Genomic DNA, 18,073 nt, shown 5'->3' on the forward strand with positions numbered 1-18,073 from the left:
ACCCTCATACTCATTGCAGGAGTGGCGTTCGCAAGTCGAGTGTCAGCGGAAACTCATTTGTGCGTTCCTCGGGCGGGGGCCGGATCGAGCCCGGCGTATGGCCGTGGTCCTGGAAGCGTGCCAGCCGCCGCGCCTCGGCCTCGTAGGTGTTGACGGGCTTGGTGTCGTAGCTGCGGCCGCCGGGATGGGCGACGTGATAGACGCAGCCGCCGAGCGAGCGCCCGTTCCAGGTGTCGATCAGGTCGAAGGTCAGCGGCGCATGGACCGGAATGGTCGGGTGCAGGCCGGAGGCCGGCTGCCAAGCCTTGAAGCGGACGCCGGCCACGGCTTCCGCCGAGCGGCCGGTGGAAGTCATCGGCAGGCGGCGGCCGTTGCAGGTGACGATATGGCGACCCTCGACGAACCCTTCCGCCTTGACCTGGAGCCGTTCGACGGAGCTATCGACATAACGCACGGTGCCGCCGGCCGAACCCTCCTCGCCGAGCACATGCCAGGGCTCCAACGCCTGGCGCAATTCGAGCGTCACGCCGCCATGATGGACGCGGCCGAAAGCGGGGAAGCGGAATTCGAGCTGGGCCAGATACCATTCCGGCTCGAACGGATAGCCGGAATGCTTCAGCTCGGAGAGCACGTCCAGAAAGTCTTCCCAGATGAAATGCGGCAGCATGAAGCGGTCATGCAGCGCCGTGCCCCAGCGTACGAACTTGCCCTGTTGCGGCTCACGCCAGAGCTTTGCGATCAGCGCGCGGATCAGGAGCTGCTGCGCCAGCGACATGCGCGGATCGGGCGGCATTTCGAGCGCGCGGAATTCGACCAGGCCGAGCCGCCCCGTGGGACTGTCGGGCGAATAGAGCTTGTCGATGCAGATTTCGGCGCGGTGGGTGTTGCCGGTGATGTCGACGAGCAGATGCCGGAACAGGCGGTCGACCAGCCATAGCGGCGCCTGGTAACCCGGCGGCGGCACGTGCGACAGCGCGACCTCGAGCTCATAAATGCTGTCGTGGCGCGCTTCGTCGATGCGGGGCGCCTGGCTGGTCGGGCCGATGAACAGGCCCGAAAAGAAATAGGACAGCGACGGATGCCGCTGCCAGTACAGCACCAGGCTCTTCAACAGATCGGGCCGGCGCAGGAACGGCGAATCCTGCGGGCTGGAGCCGCCGACCACGACGTGATTGCCGCCGCCGGTGCCGGTATGGCGGCCATCGACGAGAAAGCGGTTGGCGCCGAGACGGATCCTGGCGGCATCCTCGTAGAGCCCGACGGTGATGTCGACCGCCTCGCGCCAATTCTTTGCCGGCTGGACGTTGACCTCGATCACGCCCGGGTCAGGCGTCACCTTGATGACGTCGACGCGCGGGTCAAACGGTGGCGGATAGCCTTCGACATGGACCTGGAGCTGCATCTCCTCGGCGGTGGCCTCAAGCGCTGCGATCAGCTCGAGATAGTCCTCGATGCGCTCGACCGGCGGCATGAAGGCGCAGAGCACGCCGTCGCGGACTTCGATCGACATGGCGGTGCGGACCGGCTCCGATGCCTCGGGACTTTCCGGCGCGGGCTGCGGCGGCGGAGATTGCGGGCGCTGCATGCGGCCGAACACCGGCAGCTTGGTCCGCGCCTCCATCGGGTCCTGTTCGACGATATAGGGATAGCGCTCGGGCGGAACATATTCGAGCGCATTGAGCGGCAATCGCAGGCCGAGCGGGGAATCGCCGGGCATCAGGAACAGATGGTTGCGACGCAGGTTCCAGCGCTCGGTGCGCCAGCGCGGCGCTTCCGCGTTCCAGCGCTGTACCGGCAGCACGAAGCCCTTTGGCGTATTGAGCCCCTCGTCGAACACCCGCGCCATACGCGCGCGCTCTTCCGGATCGGACAGCTTGGAGTCTGAGGGATCGACATTGGCGGGAAGCTCCCCCTCCTTCTGCAACCAGTAGGCGGGATCCTCATAGGCCGGCATAATGTAGCCGGGATCGAGGCCGAGCCGTGCCGCCGTGCCCTCCATGAAGGTCTCAGCATCCTTCACCTCGGCGCGGCGCGGATTTTCGATCTTGGCGATGAGGTCGGCATTCTTCCAGATCGGCACGCCGTCCTTGCGCCAGTAGAGACCAAAGGCCCAGCGCGGCAGGCTCTCTCCGGGATACCATTTGCCCTGGCCGTAATGCAGCAGGCCGCCGGGCGCAAAACGCGTGCGCAGGCGGCGGATCAGATCGTCGGCCAGCGCGCGCTTGGTCGGACCGACGGCCTCGGTGTTCCATTCCCCCGCTTCCAGGTCATCGACGGAGACGAAGGTCGGCTCGCCGCCCATGGTGAGCCGTACATCCTGCGCGGCGAGATCGCCGTCGACCTGCTCCCCGAGATCGTTGAGCCGCGTCCAGGCGTCGTCGGAGAACGGCTTCGTGATGCGCGGCGCCTCGCGGATGCGCCTGACGCTCATGTCGAAGTCGAACTCGACCTCGGCAAAGCTGGCGCCGCCGGAGATCGGCGCCGCCGAGCGGTAATGCGGCGTCGCGGCGACCGGGATATGCCCCTCGCCCGCGAGCATGCCGGACGTCGCGTCGAATCCGATCCAGCCTGCACCCGGCAGATAGACCTCGGCCCAGGCGTGCAGATCGGTGAAATCGTTCTCGACCTCCGGCGGTCCCTCGATCGGATCGATGTCGGGACGGACCTGGATGAGATAGCCGGAGACGAAACGGGCGGCGAGACCGAGATGACGGAAGGTCTGGATCAGGAGCCAGGCGGAGTCGCGGCAGGAGCCGGCGCAGGACGACAGCGTCTCCTCGGGCGTCTGCACGCCCGCTTCCATGCGGATGACGTAGCCGATCCTTTGCTGCAACTCCCTGTTGAGATCGACCAGGAAGTTGACGGTGTTCGGGGCTTCGTGCGGGATTGTGTCGAGATATTTCGCGAACAGGCGATCGGGCTTGATGGTCTCAAGATAAGGCGCGAGCTCCGTCTTCAGGTCCTTCGGATACTCGAACGGAAAGCTGTCGGCATAGGGCTCGACGAAGAAGTCGAACGGATTGACCACGGTCATCTGCGCCGTGAAATCGACCTCGATCTTCAGCTCGGTGGTCTTCTCCGGGAAGACATAGCGCGCGAGCCAGTTGCCTTGCGGATCCTGCTGCCAGTTCACGAAGTGATTTGATGGCGTGACCTTGAGCGAATAGCTCAGGATCGGCGTGCGCGTGTGCGGCGCCGGCCGCAGACGGATGGTCTGCGGGCCAAGATCGATCGGACGGTCGTATTTGTAGTGCGTGACGTGGTGTAATGCGACGTAGATCGACACGGGTTGCGGTGCTCCAGCAGCTTTTTTGAGCAGAACACCGCTAGTGATCGCGATCAAGCACTAACAACGGGCAGCACGTGCCTACGGCACGGGCTGCACGTTTGCTACATCGTCGCGCCGAGCACCCAGGGCGCGAACTCGGCGCCGCCGAAATCGAAGCTTTCGCTCTTGGTCGGCTGACCGGAGGCGGTCTTCAGGACGAGATCGAAGATGCGCTGGCCGCATTGCTGGACCGTCTCCTCGCCTTCGAGGATGGTGCCGCAATTGACGTCCATGTCGTCTTCCATGCGCTTGTACATGGGCGAGTTGGTCGCGAGCTTGATCGAGGGTGCCGGCTTGCAGCCGAACACGCTGCCGCGGCCGGTGGTGAAGCAGACCAGATTGGCGCCGCCCGCGACCTGCCCGGTCGCAGCGACCGGGTCGTAGCCGGGCGTGTCCATGAACACAAAACCCTTCTTCGTCACCGGCTCGGCGTAGCGCAGCACGTCGACAAGATTGGTGGTGCCGGCTTTCGCCATCGCGCCGAGCGACTTTTCGAGGATGGTGGTGAGGCCACCCGCCTTGTTGCCGGGACTCGGATTGGCGTTCATCTCGGCGCCTTCGCGCTCGGTGTACGCGTCCCACCAGCGCATGAGATCGACAAGCTTCTCGCCGACCTCGCGGCTGACGGCGCGGCGCGTGAGCAGATGTTCGGCGCCATAGGTCTCCGGTGTCTCCGACAGGATCACGGTGCCGCCATGACGCACGATGAGATCGCTCGCCGCGCCAAGCGCCGGGTTGGCGGACACGCCGGAATAGCCGTCCGAGCCGCCGCATTGCAGCGCCACGGTCAATTCGCTCACCGGCACGGACTCGCGCTTGACCTTGTTGGAATCCGCGAGAGCTTCGCGGACGAAGGCAATGCCGGCTTCAACCGTCTTGCGGGTGCCGCCGACCTCCTGGATGTCCATCGCCCGCAGGCGGCCGGCGAGCTTCTGCTCTTCCATCAGGCCCCCGATCTGATTCACTTCGCAGCCGAGGCCGAGCACGATGACGTGGGAGAAATTGACGTGCCGCGCATAGCCGCCGAGCGTGCGGCGGAGCAGTGCGAGCGGCTCGTTCTGCGTCATGCCGCAGCCGGTCTTGTGGGTCAGCGCGACCACGCCGTCGACGTTGGGGAAATCGGCCAGCGGATTGTCGCCCGTGAAGGGATTCTTCTTGAAGACGTCGGCGACGAGGCTAGCGACATGCGCGCTGCAATTCACCGAAGTGAGGATGCCGATATAGTTGCGGGTGGCAACGCGGCCGTCCGGGCGGCGAATGCCTTCGAAGGTCGCCGGCAGGTCGAAGTTCGGCGTCGGCTTGACGTCGGCGCAATAGGCATAGTCCTTGGCGAAGTCGCCCATGCCGCAGTTCTGCGTGTGCACGTGCTGGCCCGGCGCGATCGGCACAGTGGCGAAGCCGATGATCTGGCCGTAGCGCCTGACCGGTTCGCCCATTGCGATCGGCTTGATCGCGACCTTGTGGCCGGAGGGAATGCGATCGACCGTCGTCACGCCGTCGGCCACCAATGTTCCGGGCGGCAGGCTCGCGCGCGCGATCAGCACGCCATCATCGGGATGGAGGCGGATGACGGGGCTGATGGTCATGGGAATTCTCCTTCGGAGGCGAGTAGCGAATAGTGAGTGGCGAATGGAAAAGGGAGCAGCCCTATTCGCCACTCCCCATTCGCCATTCGCGACGTCTTAAGCTTTACCGGCGGAATCCTTCCGGGTCTGGTTGACCTGCATTTTCGCGTAGGTCGTCATCAGGCCGACCTCGTTCGACAGCGTGACCAGCTTGAATCCCATGTTGATCGCGCGCGCCGCACCTTCGGCGCCGCTGCAATGAATGCCCGGGTTGAGGCCGCGCTTGCCGCACTCCTTGATGATCTTGTCGTAGATCGCGAGGATCTCCGGCTCGGTGCGGTCGAGCTTCGGCTCGAGGCCGTAGGAGAACCCGAGGTCGGACGGACCGATATAGACGCCATCGAGACCTTCGACGTCGAGGATCGCTTCCATGTTCTCGACCGCGGTCCTGGTCTCCATCATCGGCAGCAGCACGATGTCGTCGTTCGCCGTCTTCTGGTAAGAACCCGCGGTGCCGTACATGCCGGCGCGGATCGGACCGTTGGAGCGCACGCCCTTCGGCGGATATTTGGAATAGGAGACGAGGTTCCTGGCTTCCTGCGGCGTGTTGACCATCGGACAGATCACGCCATAGGCGCCGCCATCGAGCACCTTGCCGATGATGCCGGGCTCGTTCCAGGGCACGCGCACCATCGGCGTGATCGGATGCTTGTCCATCGCCTGGAAGCACTGCACCATCGACAGGTAATCCTGCACGCCATGCTGCATGTCGACGGTGACGCTGTCGAAACCGCATTGCGCAACCATCTCGGCCGAGAAGCCGGAGGGAATCGCGAGCCACGCGTTGACCACGGCCTTGCCCGACTTCCAGATTTCTTTGACCTTGTTCGCCACGTTGCCTTCCTTCTTTGTTGTTTGGACCTTCGTCACCACGACGATGCCGCGACAGCGCGATCCCGCTATTACTGCCAACCGGATCGCTGCGCTATGGTCGCAATGACGCAAGAGCTATGCGGTCGCCCTCTGGATGCTGACTTCGCTGACGCCGACCTCACGGGCGGTGTTCACTATCGCCGCCCAGGTGCCATCCGGCAAGGGGATGCCGTTCTGGGTGCGCTCAGTCCGCGTTTTCCGCTCCGGATCGCCGGGAATCAGCACCTGATCGATCCCTGACACGGGCTTGGTGGCGCGGATGAAATCCGTATAGCGCGACACCTCGGCATCGAAGACGTGAGAGGTATCGACCACCTTCGGATCGACATAGAACGCCAGCATGCCGTTGGCAAAGCGCCGACCGCCCGACGTGGCACCGGTTCCGGTCAGCGCGCCGCCAAGCAGCTCGCAGATGAAGGCAAGTCCCGATCCCTTGTGGTCGCCGAAGGCGCGGATCGCGCCCGTTCCCTTGGTGCGGTCGCGCGGCCCATCGGGCGTGTAGGGTCCGTAGAGCACGCTCGGCTCCTCGCTGAGCGTGCCGTCGGAATCGACCAGCGCGCCCTTGGGCAGCTTCTTGCCGCCGCGGCTTGCAACCAGCACCTTGCCCTCGGCGACGATCGAGGTCGCAAAGTCCAGCACGATCGGATCCTGGCCCTCGCGCGGAATCCCGACGCAATAGGGCGCGGTCGACAACCGCTTCTCGACACCGCCGAACGGCGCGACCAACAGCGAGCCCGCGGCATTGACGAAATGCACCGAGACCAGCCCTTCCGCGGCCGCCATCTCGGCCCAGTCGCCGACGCGGCCGATATGGCCGGCATTGCGCAGCGCAACTGCGGCAAGCCCCGCCTTCTTGCACTTGTCTATGCCGATTTTGACCGCTTGCGGCGTCACGGTCTGGCCATAGCCGAACTTGCCGCCGACGACCGCAAGCGAGGGCGTGTCGACGACGATTTCAGCGGTCTGGTTCGGGACCACAAAACCGGTCTTCTTCCAGCGGATGTAGACCGGCACGCGGATCACGCCGTGACTGTCATGGCCGGTGAGATTGGCCGTGGTCAAATAGCTCGCGATGCGCCTGGCTTCCTCTGGCATCGACTCGGCATGGGTGAAGACATCGGTGACGAAGTCGATCAGCCTCTGAACCTGAATGGTGACCATGACGGGTCTGTTTGCCTCCACCTTGGTCCCGGCGGAGACCGCGCGCAGCGCGGCGTCATCCGTCCCGGCGCCGATTTTGAGCGGATCGGCTTGGGCGGCACTTTGAGCGAAAAAATGCGGCCATGTCCATGGCTCTCGCCGTGCGCACGGGCATATCTGCTTTCACTCCTCGGCTATTGCCTCATCGGCGACGCCACGTTCGGCGAGACTTTGTTCGAGTTCGCCGAGCATCTCCTGCAACTCGGCGAGCTTGCCTGCGCCATAGCGTCGCGTGATCTCGGCATAGATCACTTCCGAGGACGGCGCGACGGAGGCCATCAGCTTCACGCCTTTCTCCGAGATCGAGACCATGCTGCGGCGTTGGTCCGCCTTCGCGGTCTTGCGCTCGATCAGGTTGCGCGCCTCGAGATCGCGCAGGATGCGCGACAGGCTCGGCCCGAGCAGAAACGCCGTGCGGGCGAGTTCCGTGACCTCGACAGCCTCGATGGCCGCAAGCGCGCGCAAAATGCGCCATTGCTGCTCAGTCAAGCCGTGCTCGCGCAGCGAGGGACGAAATTGCCGCATCACCGCCTCGCGCGCCCGCAACAGCGACATCGGCAGCGAGCGCGAGAAATCGCGCATCGGCACTTGGCGAGCGGCAGGCGCGCTTGCGTTCGCTGGATCAGCCGGTCTCTTCGCCATATTCCCCCGCCCCTTCAAACTGCGAAATGTTTGCAGTGCAGCAAGCCCAAATTGTGTTTGACGCATTCACTTAACATGTTAAGTATCTCCCGGCACCACGATTTATAGATCACAAATGGCGCTTTCAAACGACGATATCCAAGCTTGCGCGAACCGTCTGCACCAGGCGGAGAAGACCCGCACGCAGATCCGACAGCTCTCGCAGGACTTCCCCGACATCAGCATCGCCGATGCCTACGCGATTCAGAAGGCGTGGGTCGAATTCAAGATCGCCGAGGGGCGTGTCGTCAAAGGCCACAAGATCGGCCTGACCTCGAAGGCGATGCAGAGCGCGCTCAACATCGACGAGCCGGATTCCGGCGTGCTGCTCGACGACATGTTCTTTGCCGACGGCGGACTGGTCCCGACCGAGCGCTTTATCGCCACGCGGGTGGAGGCCGAGCTCGCCTTCATCATGAGCAAACGCCTCACCGGGCCCAACTGCACGATGTTCGATGTGCTCAACGCCACCGACTTCGTAGTGCCGGCGCTGGAGATTCTGGATACGCGGATCGAACGCGTCGACCCCAGGACCAAGGCGACGCGAAAGATCTTCGACACCATCGCCGACAATGCCGCCAATGCCGGGATCGTGCTCGGCGGGCGGCCGATCCGCCCGCTCGAAGCCGACCTGCGCTGGATCGGCGCGTTGTGCTTCAAGAACGGCCAGCTCGAGGAAACCGGGCTTGCCGCGGGCGTGCTCAATCATCCCGCGACCGCGGTCGCCTGGCTTGCGAACAAAATCGCGCCGCTGGGTCTTGCGCTGGAGCCGGGCCAGGTGGTGCTTGCAGGCTCATTCATCCGTCCGATCGAGACCCGCAAGGGCGACACAATTCAGGCCGACTATGGCGCCTATGGCTCGGTGAGCGGCCACTTCGCCTGACCAACAAGAATACACTGCAAGAATACACTGCAAGAATACACAGGGAGTGAAACCGCCGTGCCGCATTTCACGATCGAATATTCGGCCAATCTCGATGGCCGCCTCGACATCGGCGCGATGTGCGAGGTCGTGCGCAAGGCGGCGGTCGAGACCGGCATCTTCCCGCTCGGCGGCATCCGCGTCCGCGCCATCCGGTGCGAGCATTATGCGATTGCCGACGCCCGGCAGGATTACGGCTTTCTCGACATGGTCCTGCGCATCGGCGAGGGCCGCGATCTTCCGACCCGCCAGAAAGCCGGCGAGCACGTTTTCCAGGCGCTCTCCCGTCACCTCGATCCCGTCTTTGCCGCCAGCAAATTCGCTTTGTCGTTCGACATGCAAATCAACGACAAGGACACGAGCTGGAAGCGCAACAACATCCACGACGCCCTGAAAGTGGAGGCCGCCCATGGATAAGCCCGCGCCGAAATCCGATGTATTCCAGGCCAATCGCGACCGCGTCGCGCCGCTGCTGAAGCAACTCCGCGCCGATGGCATCGGCCACATGATCGACGGCAAGATCGTCCCCTCGATCACCAGCGAGACCTTTGAGACGAAGTCGCCGATCGATGGCGCGACGCTCGCAAGCGTCGCCCGCGGCAATGCCGAAGATATTGACCGCGCGGCGACTGCGGCCTCCCTCGCCTTCAAGTCCTGGCGCGACATGGGACCTGCGATGCGGAAGAAGCTGCTGCATCGGGTGGCTGATGCCATCGAGGACAATTCCGAAGACATCGCGGTCCTCGAATGCATCGACACCGGCCAAGCCTATCGCTTCATGGCCAAGGCCGCGATCCGCGCTGCCGAAAACTTCCGCTTCTTCGCCGACAGATGCGGCGAAGCCCGCGACGGCCAGAACACGCCGAGCGATGAGCATTGGAATGTCTCGACGCGCGTGCCGATCGGCCCGGTCGGCGTCATCACGCCGTGGAATACGCCGTTCATGCTCTCGACCTGGAAGATCGCCCCTGCTCTCGCGGCAGGCTGCACCGTTGTGCATAAGCCGGCCGAGTGGTCGCCGGTCACAGCCGATATTTTGACAAAGCTCGTCAAGGAAGCCGGCGTTCCCGACGGCGTGCTGAACACCGTGCACGGCTTCGGCGAAGAGGCCGGCAAGGCGCTGACCGAACACCCCGCGATCAAGGCGATCGGCTTCGTCGGCGAGAGCGCGACGGGATCCGCGATCATGAAGCAGGGCGCCCCCACCCTGAAGCGCGTGCATTTCGAACTCGGCGGCAAGAACCCGGTGATCGTGTTCGACGACGCCGACCTGGACCGTGCGCTCGATGCCGTGGTGTTCATGATCTACTCGCTGAACGGCGAGCGTTGCACCTCCTCCAGCCGCCTGCTGATCCAGGCGAGCATTGCGGAAAAATTCGTGGAGAAGCTGACCGCGCGCGTAAAGGCGCTCAAGGTCGGCCATCCCCTCGATCCCGCAACCGAGATCGGGCCGTTGATCCACGAGCGGCATCTGGCAAAGGTCTGCTCCTATTTCGACGTCGCGCGCCAGGATGGTGCGACGATCGCCGTCGGCGGCAAGGCCCATGACGGTCCCGGCGGCGGACATTACGTCGAGCCGACGCTGGTGACCGGCGCGAACGGCAAGATGCGGGTGGCACAGGAAGAGGTGTTCGGCCCCTTCCTCACAGTACTGCCCTTCCGCGATGAGGCGGATGCAGTCGAGATCGCCAACGACATCCGCTATGGCCTCACCGGCTATGTCTGGACCAACGACATGGGCCGCGCGTTGCGCGTTGCCGACGCGCTCGAAGCCGGCATGATCTGGCTGAATTCGGAAAACGTCCGCCATTTGCCGACGCCGTTCGGCGGCATGAAGGCCTCAGGCATCGGCCGCGACGGCGGCGACTATTCGTTCGACTTCTACATGGAAACCAAGCACGTCTCGCTGGCGCGAGGCACGCACAAGATTCAGAAACTGGGAGTGTAATTGTCATTCCGGGGCGCGCGGAGCGCGAGCCCGGAATCCATAACCACCAATCGGGATTATGGATCCCGGGCCTGTCCCTTCGGGACATCCCGGGATGACGAGCCTGGAGAGAGCCGCAATGCCCGTACCGCAACACGTCTTCGAGCCGCCGTTCAACATCATCCGCTCGAGCCACGCCGTGCTCGACGTGACCGACCTGAAGCTCAGCCGCGAGTTTTATGAGTCCATCGTCGGCCTGCATGTCGAGGATGCCGACGACAATGTCGTGTATCTGCGTGGTTCGGAAGAGCACCAGCATCACTCGCTGGTGCTGCGCAAGGCGGCCGTGCCCGCCTGCAACCGGCTCGGCTTCAAGGTCGGCAACGACAAGGATCTCGACAAGGCCGCCGCCTTTCTCTCCGAGAACGGCCTTGGATACGCCTTCGTCGATCAACCCTTCCAGGGCCGCACGCTGCAATTCACCGATCCCTTTGGCTTCCAGATCGAGCTCTATGCGACGATGGACCGGCGGCCGCATCTCTTGCGTCGTTTCGACCTCTACAAGGGCTGTCACCCGCAACGGCTCGATCATTTCAACGTCTTTGCCGCGGAAGTGCAGGACACCGTCGATTTCTATGCCCGGCTCGGCTTCCGCCTCACCGAATACGCCGAGGAAGACGGGCCGAACGGGCGCATCGCCGCGGCCTGGATGCATCGCAAGGGCAACGTCCACGACTTCGCCATCACCAACGGCAAGGGCCCGCGGCTGCATCACTTCGCCTACTGGACGCCGACCGCGATGAACATCATCCATCTCTGCGACGTGATGGCATCGCAAGGCTTCGTCAAGAACATCGAGCGCGGCCCCGGGCGCCACGGCATCTCGAATGCGTTCTTCCTCTATGTCAGGGATCCCGACGGCCACCGCCTCGAGCTCTACACCAGTGACTATTTTACCGGCGATCACGACCACGAGCCGCTGCGCTGGTCGTTGCGCGATCCGCGCCGCCAGACATTGTGGGGCGCGCCGGCCCCGCGCTCGTGGTTCGAGCAGGGCTCGCCGTTCGCGGGGCAGACCGTGCGCGAGCCGAGATTCGTAGCCGATGTGCTGGTGGCGGATTGATGTCAGTGACGATTAAAAACTCTCTCCCCGTCGTCCCGGCGAAGGCTGGGACCCATAACCACCGGCCTTGGTTGTTGAAGAGATCGTCGACCCACATGCCTCAAATTGACAGTTGGGGGTATGGGTCCCGGCCTTCGCCGGGACGACAAGGAATAATGTGCTGCCAATGACTCTTCCTCGCCTCGCCACCTATTCCATCAAAGGTGCAACCCACTACGGCGCCGTCGTTGACGGCGGCATCGTCGATCTCTCCGCGCGCCACGCAAAGGACTATCCGACGCTGCGCGAGGTGATCGCGGCCGGAAAGGTCACGAGCCTTGCCGAAGAAGCCGCAGGTCGCGCGCCGGATCATGCGCTCAGTGACATCACCTGGCTGCCGCCGGTGCCGGCACCGGAAAAGATCATCTGTATCGGCGTCAACTATCCCGACCGCAACGCCGAGTACAAGGACGGCCAGGACGCGCCGAAATATCCGAGCATGTTCATGCGGAGCCCACGCTCCTTCGTCGGCCATGAGATGCCGTTGGTACGTCCGCGCGCGTCCGCGCAACTCGACTATGAAGGCGAAATTGTGCTGGTGATCGGCAAGGCCGGCCGGCACATTCCGGAAAGCGCGGCGCTCGATCACGTTGCGGCGCTCACGCTCTGCAACGAAGGCTCGGTGCGCGATTGGCTGCGCCACGCCAAGTTCAACGTCACGCAAGGCAAGAATTGTGATTCCAGCGGAAGCCTCGGTCCGTGGCTCGTGCCCTACACGCAGGAATCGCAGATCGCCGACATCCGCCTGACCACGCACGTCAACGGCGAACTGCGGCAGGACGACCGCACCAGCCGGCTGATGTTCCCGTTCCGCTACCTCATCAACTATATCTCGACCTTCGCGACGCTCGTTCCCGGCGACATCATCGTCACGGGCACGCCGACCGGCGCCGGTGCGCGGTTCGATCCGCCGCGGTACTTAAAGCCCGGCGATGTCGTCGAGGTCGAAGCCGAGGGCATCGGCATGCTACGCAACGGCGTCGTCGACGAAGCCTGAACAGCAATTGAAGTGGAATAGTAGCATGACCACCCTCACCGGCGGCGAAGCGATCGTAAGCGGCCTTGTCGCCCATGGCGTCGACACCGTGTTCGGCCTGCCCGGCGCGCAGGTCTACGGCCTGTTCGACGCCTTCCACCAATCGCAGCTCAAGGTGATCGGCGCCCGGCACGAGCAGGCCTGCGGCTACATGGCGTTCGGCTATGCGCGCTCGAGCGGCAGGCCCGGCGTGTTCAGCGTGGTGCCCGGTCCCGGCGTGCTCAACGCCAGCGCGGCACTGCTCACCGCGTACGGCTGCAACGAGCCGGTGCTGTGCGTCACCGGCCAGGTCCCGACCCAGTTTTTGGGCAAGGGCCGCGGCCATCTGCACGAGATGCCGGACCAGCTTGCGACTCTGCGCACTTACGTGAAATGGGCGGAGCGGATCGAATACCCCGGCAATGCGCCGACTGTCGTGGCGCGCGCCTTCCAGGAGATGACGTCCGGACGCCGCGGTCCTGCCTCAGTCGAGATGCCCTGGGATATCTTCACCCAGCACGCGGACACGGCGCCCGCAAAGGTGCTGGAGCCTTTGCCCGCACCGCTGCCGGATCCCGATCTCGTGAAGCAAGCGGCTAGCCTGATCAAGGCCAGCAAAGCGCCGATGATATTCGTCGGCAGCGGCGCGATCGACGCTCGCGAGGAGATCCTCGAGCTTGCCGAGATGATCGATGCGCCCGTGGTCGCCTTCCGCAGCGGCCGCGGCATCGTCTCCAACGCGCACGAGCTCGGGCTGACCATGGCGGCGGCCTACAAGCTGTGGCCGAAGACCGATCTCATGATCGGCATCGGCTCACGACTGGAGCTGCCGACCATGTCGCGCTGGCCTTTTCGTCCTGACGGCCTGAAGAGCATCCGCATCGACATCGATCCCGTCGAGATGCGGCGCTTCGCCTCGGATACAGCCATTGTCGCCGATGCCAAGGCCGCAACCGCCGACCTCGCCGCTGCCGTGCGCAAGGCGGGCTACACCAAGACCGCCGGACGCCGCGCCGCGATCCGCGAGGCCACTGCGACTGCGCAAGCCGAGATCCAGCGCATCCAGCCGCAGATGGCGTATCTCAACATCCTGCGGGAGGTGCTGCCGGAAAATGCGATCGTCACCGATGAATTGTCGCAGGTCGGCTTCGCTTCCTGGTACGGCTTTCCGATCTACGAGCCGCGCACCTTCGTCACCTCGGGCTATCAGGGCACGCTCGGCTCGGGTTTCCCGACCGCGCTCGGCGCCAAGGTCGCCAATCCGGACAAGCCGGTGGTGGCGATCACCGGCGATGGCGGCTTCATGTTCGGCGTGCAGGAGCTCGCCACCGCCGTGCAGTTCAACATCGGCGTGGTGACGCTGGTGTTCAACAACAATGCCTACGGCAACGTCCGCCGCGACCAGCGCGAACGCTTCGACGGCCGCGTGGTGGCGTCCGATCTGGTCAACCCTGATTTCGTCAAGCTCGCGGAGTCCTTCGGCGTGGCCGCGGCGCGCGTGACCGCGCCGGATCAATTCAAGGCGGCGATGGAGAGGGCGCTGGCCCATGGCGGGCCGTATCTGATCTCGGTCGAGGTGACGCGCGACTCCGAGGTCAGTCCCTGGGCGTTCATTCACCCGCCGAAGCCGTAGCTCCTCATGTAGGAGATAGATCAGCGTACTTTTCGGAACGTCAAGTTGATCCGCTGCCGCCCGAGCAGCGCGTGCTCGCCGTCGGCGAGCGGCGCGACGCCGTGATAGGCGAGCCGGCTCGGCCCGCCCCAGACCACGACGTCGCCATGGATCAGCCGGAAGCGGCGCGGCTTGTCGCTGCGGGCCATGCCGCCGAACAGGAAGGTTGCAGGCAACCCGAGCGAGACCGAGACGATCGGCGCCGCGAAATCGAGCTCGTCCTTGTCCTGATGCAGCGACAGCCGCGTGCCGGGCTCGTAGCGATTGACGAGGCACGCTTCGGGCGCGAAGCCTGTGAACCCGCCCTGCTCCGCCGCGCGGCAGGCCAGATCGCGGAACACGGGCGGCATCCCGGGCCATGGCGCGTCGGTTCGCGGATCGATCGGATCATAGCGATAGCCGGTGTGATCGGTGATCCAGCCGCGCTCGCCGCAATTCGTCATCGCCACCGACATCTGGTAGCCGCCGGGCGTGGTCATCCGCCGGAACGGCGATTGCCCCACGATCGTGCGCACGGCGGCAATCAATTCCTCCTCGATCGGCTTGACGAAGCCGCGCAGCAACACGGCGCCCTCGGCGATCTCCTCGCGCGACGGCTGCGCCTCGGCAACATTGTCAAACAAATCCGCCGTCAATCGTCGCGCTCACTCAGCATGGTTTACTTGGCATCATGGAAGATCACACCCAGCGTGTGGCGCTGGCCGGACCTGATACGGCTGACGCCATGACGCAGATTAACGCGGTAGGTGCCGCGTGTCCCCTGCACGGGGCGATGATGCACAGCGAAAGCCACCGCGTCGCCTTGCACCAACGGCACCACTTCGGCGCGGGACTGCATGCGCGGGCGCTGCTCGGTCAGCACGAACTCGCCGCCGCTGAAATCGCGTCCCGGCTCCGACAGCAGGATCGCGACCTGGAGCGGAAACACGTGCTCGCCGTAGAGATCCTGATGCAGGCAGTTGAAGTCGCCGGCCTCGTATTGCAGCAGCAGCGGCGTCGGCCGCGCCTGCCCCGCGTCGTGGCAGCGCTTCAGGAAAGCTGCATGGCCTGCGGGATAGCGGATGTCGATCCCCATCGCTTCGTTCCAACGATTGGCGACGCCTTGCAGATGCGCATAGAGTGCCGGCCGCAATTGCGCGATCAGGTCGGGGAGCGGATAGGAAAAGTACTTGTACTCGCCGCGGCCGAAGCCGTGCCGGCCCATGACGATACGACTGCGGAAGTGGACGTCGTCGGGATAGAGCGCGGCCATCGTGCGGCAGTCTTCCGGCGTGAGTAGATTCTTCAGGACGGCGCAGCCCTGCGCGTCGAGTTCGCTTGTGATTTGCGGCCAGTCGAGGGCGTCGACGCGGGCGACAGGGTTGGTCGTCTGATTGACGGCGGCGGGAGCACGTTTCGCGATTGCCATGGCGACCATCCTATCCACTTCCGTCATTCCGGGGCGCGACAAAGTCGCGAGCCCGGAATCCATTCATCCACCGACTGTGCCGTACGGTGGATTCCGGGCCCGCGCCCAAGAGGGCGCGCCCCGGAATGACGGAAGTGGTGTCGCAAATCCCGGCGGCAACAACCACCCGATTTCCGGTGGGAACCTAGCCCAGCACCGGCAGCATCACCACGTCATACCCATGCTTGATCGTCCGCTTCAGCACGGGATCCTCCAGCTCGAACTCGAAACGGTCGGCGGGGCGGATGCCGCCCTTGGCGGCAAAGGTGCCGCCGAACATGGCGCAGCCGTCGGGAAGCTTCTTGCCGTCGAATCCGCGCGCGATGAGATCGTCGACCGGCAGCATCGCGTCCAGCGTGCCTTCCTGGTAGAGCACGCGCTCGCCCTTGATCCAGGCGTAGGAGCGCAGGATCATCCGGTCCCAATGGCCGATGACGTCCTCGAGCTCCCACAGCGTCGAGGCGACCACCTTGTCGCACATCTGCTTGGAGACGGTGACGTTATAGGCCTCGACCTTGCGGTCGGTGTGGTCGGAGCCGCAGCCGACGAAGATACGGCCCTGCCAGCCGATCAGCACGAACTCGACTTCGCCAGAGGAGTCGCCGCCGCAGCATTCGATGCTGTCTTCCATGGTCAGCCGCCGCGCCGAGACGCGGTAGTAGATCGGCGTCGAGGCCGGCCGGGCGATGCCGACGGCTTCCAGTTCCGCGATATGCTTGTCGCGCGCGACGGGATCGCGGCCGGTCCAGCCGGCGATGACGGCCTGGTCGATCGCCAGCGTCAACGGCGTTGTGGCGTCCTGGGCGTCTACGGTGAAAGTCAGGTCAAACACGGATCACGGCCTCCATGCCGGCAGCAAGTTCGAAAACACGACGGTCCGATCCACCCGCACCTGCAAGCATCAGGCCGACGGGAACATCGCCCTCGCGATGTGCCGGCAGCGAAATGGCGCAGCCGTCGATCATGTTGATCAGGGTGCAATTGCGCAAGGCGCGCAGGTTCTCGGTGGTGAACGCCTTGTCGTCGGCAAGATCGGAAATCTTCGGCGGGGTGTTGGCGGTGGTCGGCAGCACCAGCGCATCATAGGGCGCGATGCGCGCATTGACGCGCGCGATCAGCGAGCGGCGCTCATTGAGCAGATCGATGTAGTCGGCCGCGCTCTGCGCCTCGCCGCGCATGATCCGCACGAAGACTCTGGGGTCGTAGACGTCGCCCTTGGCGCTGATGAGGTAGCGGTGCCAGGCGTAGCTCTCGGACGCGGCAAAACCACCCTTGGCATTCATCGGCCCGATGTCGTGGAATTCGGCCATCTGAATGCGCTCTATGATGGCGCCGTGATCGGAAAGCGATTTCAGCGCGCGCTCGAACGTCTCGGCCACGGCCGCGTCGAGGTCGTCGAGCGCGATCGTGGTCGGCACCGCCAGCCGCATGCCCTGGACCGGCCGCGGCCTCAGCGGGACAATTGGCTCGTTCGCAAGCACCGCATCGAGTACGGCACAGCAACTGACCGATCGCGCCAGCGGCCCGATGCTGTCGAGCGAGAATGACAGCGGCACCGAACCGTCCAGCGGCACGCGCCGCTGCGTCGGCTTGTAGCCGACGATGCCGTTGAAGGCCGCAGGAATCCGGCAGGAGCCGCCGGTGTCGGTGCCAAGCGCGCCATGCGCCATGCCGTCAAGCACGGACACCGCGGCACCCGAGGACGAGCCGCCGGGCACATGGCCCTTGGCCCGGTTCCAGGCTCCCTTGGGCGTGCCGAAATGCGGATTGATGCCGATGCCGGAATAAGCGAACTCGGTCATGTTGGTCCGCCCGATCACGACGAAGCCGGCCTGGCGTAGCCGCGCGACGGTCACCGCATCGCGCTCGGCCGGCAGAGAATCGTCGAGCGCCCGGGAGCCGGCGCGCGTCACCTGCCCCTTGATGTCGAAGAGATCCTTGATCGAGATCGGGATACCGGCATAGCGCGACGGCGCGGCCTTGACCTTGCGCAAGCCGTCCATCGCGTCCGCAGTCGCGAGTGCGGCGTCCTGGTCGACATGGATGAAGGCGCGCTGGCCCTCGCCGGCCGGATCGGCGATTTTGGCGAGGCACGCCTCGACCAGCTTGCGGGAGGTCGTGCGGCCGCTCTCGAGGTCTTCGGCAAGCTTCGCCAGTGTCGGAAAATCGGGCATGTCTGTCTCACGGAATATTGCGCGCGCAATCTATAGCGCGGCCTCAG

15 protein-coding genes are annotated in these 18,073 nt (G+C 64.6%); 6 read left to right on the forward strand and 9 right to left on the reverse strand.

Annotation, left to right across the window (positions count from 1 at the left end; genetic code table 11):
• Positions 1–10 precede the first annotated feature (10 nt).
• The 5 genes from IVB18_RS34810 to hpaR all read right to left on the reverse strand — a co-directional run bounded on the left by IVB18_RS34810 (position 11) and on the right by hpaR (position 7,668).
• Positions 11–3,286, reverse strand: coding sequence for a transglutaminase family protein (locus tag IVB18_RS34810; protein ID WP_247984820.1), 3,276 nt, complete (start codon positions 3,284–3,286; stop codon positions 11–13).
• Positions 3,287–3,390: 104 nt separating this feature from the next.
• On the reverse strand, positions 3,391–4,914 hold the full coding sequence (locus tag IVB18_RS34815; RefSeq protein ID WP_247984821.1) for an altronate dehydratase family protein: 1,524 nt from the start codon (positions 4,912–4,914) through the stop codon (positions 3,391–3,393).
• A 96-nt stretch (positions 4,915–5,010) separates the two neighbouring features.
• Entirely contained in the window at positions 5,011–5,787 is a 777-nt protein-coding gene (locus IVB18_RS34820) for an aldolase/citrate lyase family protein (RefSeq protein WP_247984822.1), read from the reverse strand.
• A gap of 114 nt (positions 5,788–5,901) precedes the next feature.
• The gene (locus IVB18_RS34825; RefSeq protein WP_247984823.1) at positions 5,902–6,987 is read right to left on the reverse strand and encodes a malate/lactate/ureidoglycolate dehydrogenase; all 1,086 of its coding nucleotides are present in this window, start codon (positions 6,985–6,987) and stop codon (positions 5,902–5,904) included.
• Between the two features lie 162 nt (positions 6,988–7,149).
• Entirely contained in the window at positions 7,150–7,668 is a 519-nt protein-coding gene (gene hpaR, locus IVB18_RS34830) for a homoprotocatechuate degradation operon regulator HpaR (protein WP_247984824.1), read from the reverse strand.
• Positions 7,669–7,783: 115 nt separating this feature from the next.
• On the opposite strand from hpaR, the gene hpaH reads away from it, so the two are divergent.
• The 6 genes from hpaH (at position 7,784) to IVB18_RS34860 (ending at position 14,366) form a co-directional block, all read left to right on the forward strand.
• Entirely contained in the window at positions 7,784–8,590 is an 807-nt protein-coding gene (gene hpaH, locus IVB18_RS34835; RefSeq protein ID WP_247984825.1) for a 2-oxo-hept-4-ene-1,7-dioate hydratase, read from the forward strand.
• 57 nt (positions 8,591–8,647) lie between these two features.
• Positions 8,648–9,046, forward strand: a complete 399-nt coding sequence (locus tag IVB18_RS34840) for a 5-carboxymethyl-2-hydroxymuconate Delta-isomerase (protein WP_247984826.1) — start codon at positions 8,648–8,650, stop codon at positions 9,044–9,046.
• Positions 9,039–10,577, forward strand: coding sequence for a 5-carboxymethyl-2-hydroxymuconate semialdehyde dehydrogenase (hpaE, locus tag IVB18_RS34845; protein ID WP_247984827.1), 1,539 nt, complete (start codon positions 9,039–9,041; stop codon positions 10,575–10,577). The genes IVB18_RS34840 and hpaE overlap by 8 nt, the downstream gene beginning before the upstream one ends.
• A 118-nt stretch (positions 10,578–10,695) precedes the next feature.
• Positions 10,696–11,679 carry a 3,4-dihydroxyphenylacetate 2,3-dioxygenase gene (hpaD, locus tag IVB18_RS34850; protein WP_247984828.1) on the forward strand — a complete coding sequence of 328 codons (984 nt, stop codon included), beginning with the start codon at positions 10,696–10,698 and terminating at the stop codon, positions 11,677–11,679.
• A 166-nt stretch (positions 11,680–11,845) separates the two neighbouring features.
• Positions 11,846–12,715 (forward strand): fumarylacetoacetate hydrolase family protein, encoded by an 870-nt coding sequence (locus IVB18_RS34855; protein WP_247984829.1) that lies wholly within the window; start codon positions 11,846–11,848, stop codon positions 12,713–12,715.
• 25 nt (positions 12,716–12,740) lie between these two features.
• A complete protein-coding gene (locus IVB18_RS34860; protein WP_247984830.1) occupies positions 12,741–14,366 on the forward strand; it encodes a thiamine pyrophosphate-dependent enzyme in 1,626 nt (541 codons plus the stop codon).
• A gap of 20 nt (positions 14,367–14,386) precedes the next feature.
• On the opposite strand, the gene alkB is transcribed toward IVB18_RS34860, so the two are convergent.
• The 4 genes from alkB to IVB18_RS34880 form a co-directional block, all read right to left on the reverse strand.
• On the reverse strand, positions 14,387–15,040 hold the full coding sequence (alkB, locus tag IVB18_RS34865) for a DNA oxidative demethylase AlkB (RefSeq protein ID WP_247984831.1): 654 nt from the start codon (positions 15,038–15,040) through the stop codon (positions 14,387–14,389).
• A gap of 23 nt (positions 15,041–15,063) precedes the next feature.
• Positions 15,064–15,813: a 2OG-Fe(II) oxygenase gene (locus tag IVB18_RS34870; protein ID WP_247984832.1), complete on the reverse strand. Its 750-nt coding sequence runs from the start codon at positions 15,811–15,813 to the stop codon at positions 15,064–15,066.
• 184 nt (positions 15,814–15,997) lie between these two features.
• Positions 15,998–16,684, reverse strand: coding sequence for a DUF2848 domain-containing protein (locus tag IVB18_RS34875; RefSeq protein WP_247984833.1), 687 nt, complete (start codon positions 16,682–16,684; stop codon positions 15,998–16,000).
• Complete coding sequence (locus tag IVB18_RS34880; protein WP_247984834.1) at positions 16,677–18,026, reverse strand: amidase; 1,350 nt, start codon at positions 18,024–18,026, stop codon at positions 16,677–16,679. The genes IVB18_RS34875 and IVB18_RS34880 overlap by 8 nt, the downstream gene beginning before the upstream one ends.
• Between the last annotated feature and the right edge of the window lie 47 nt (positions 18,027–18,073).

It is taken from the genome of Bradyrhizobium sp. 186, from assembly GCF_023101685.1.
In the GTDB taxonomy this organism is placed as follows: Bacteria; Pseudomonadota; Alphaproteobacteria; order Rhizobiales; family Xanthobacteraceae; genus Bradyrhizobium.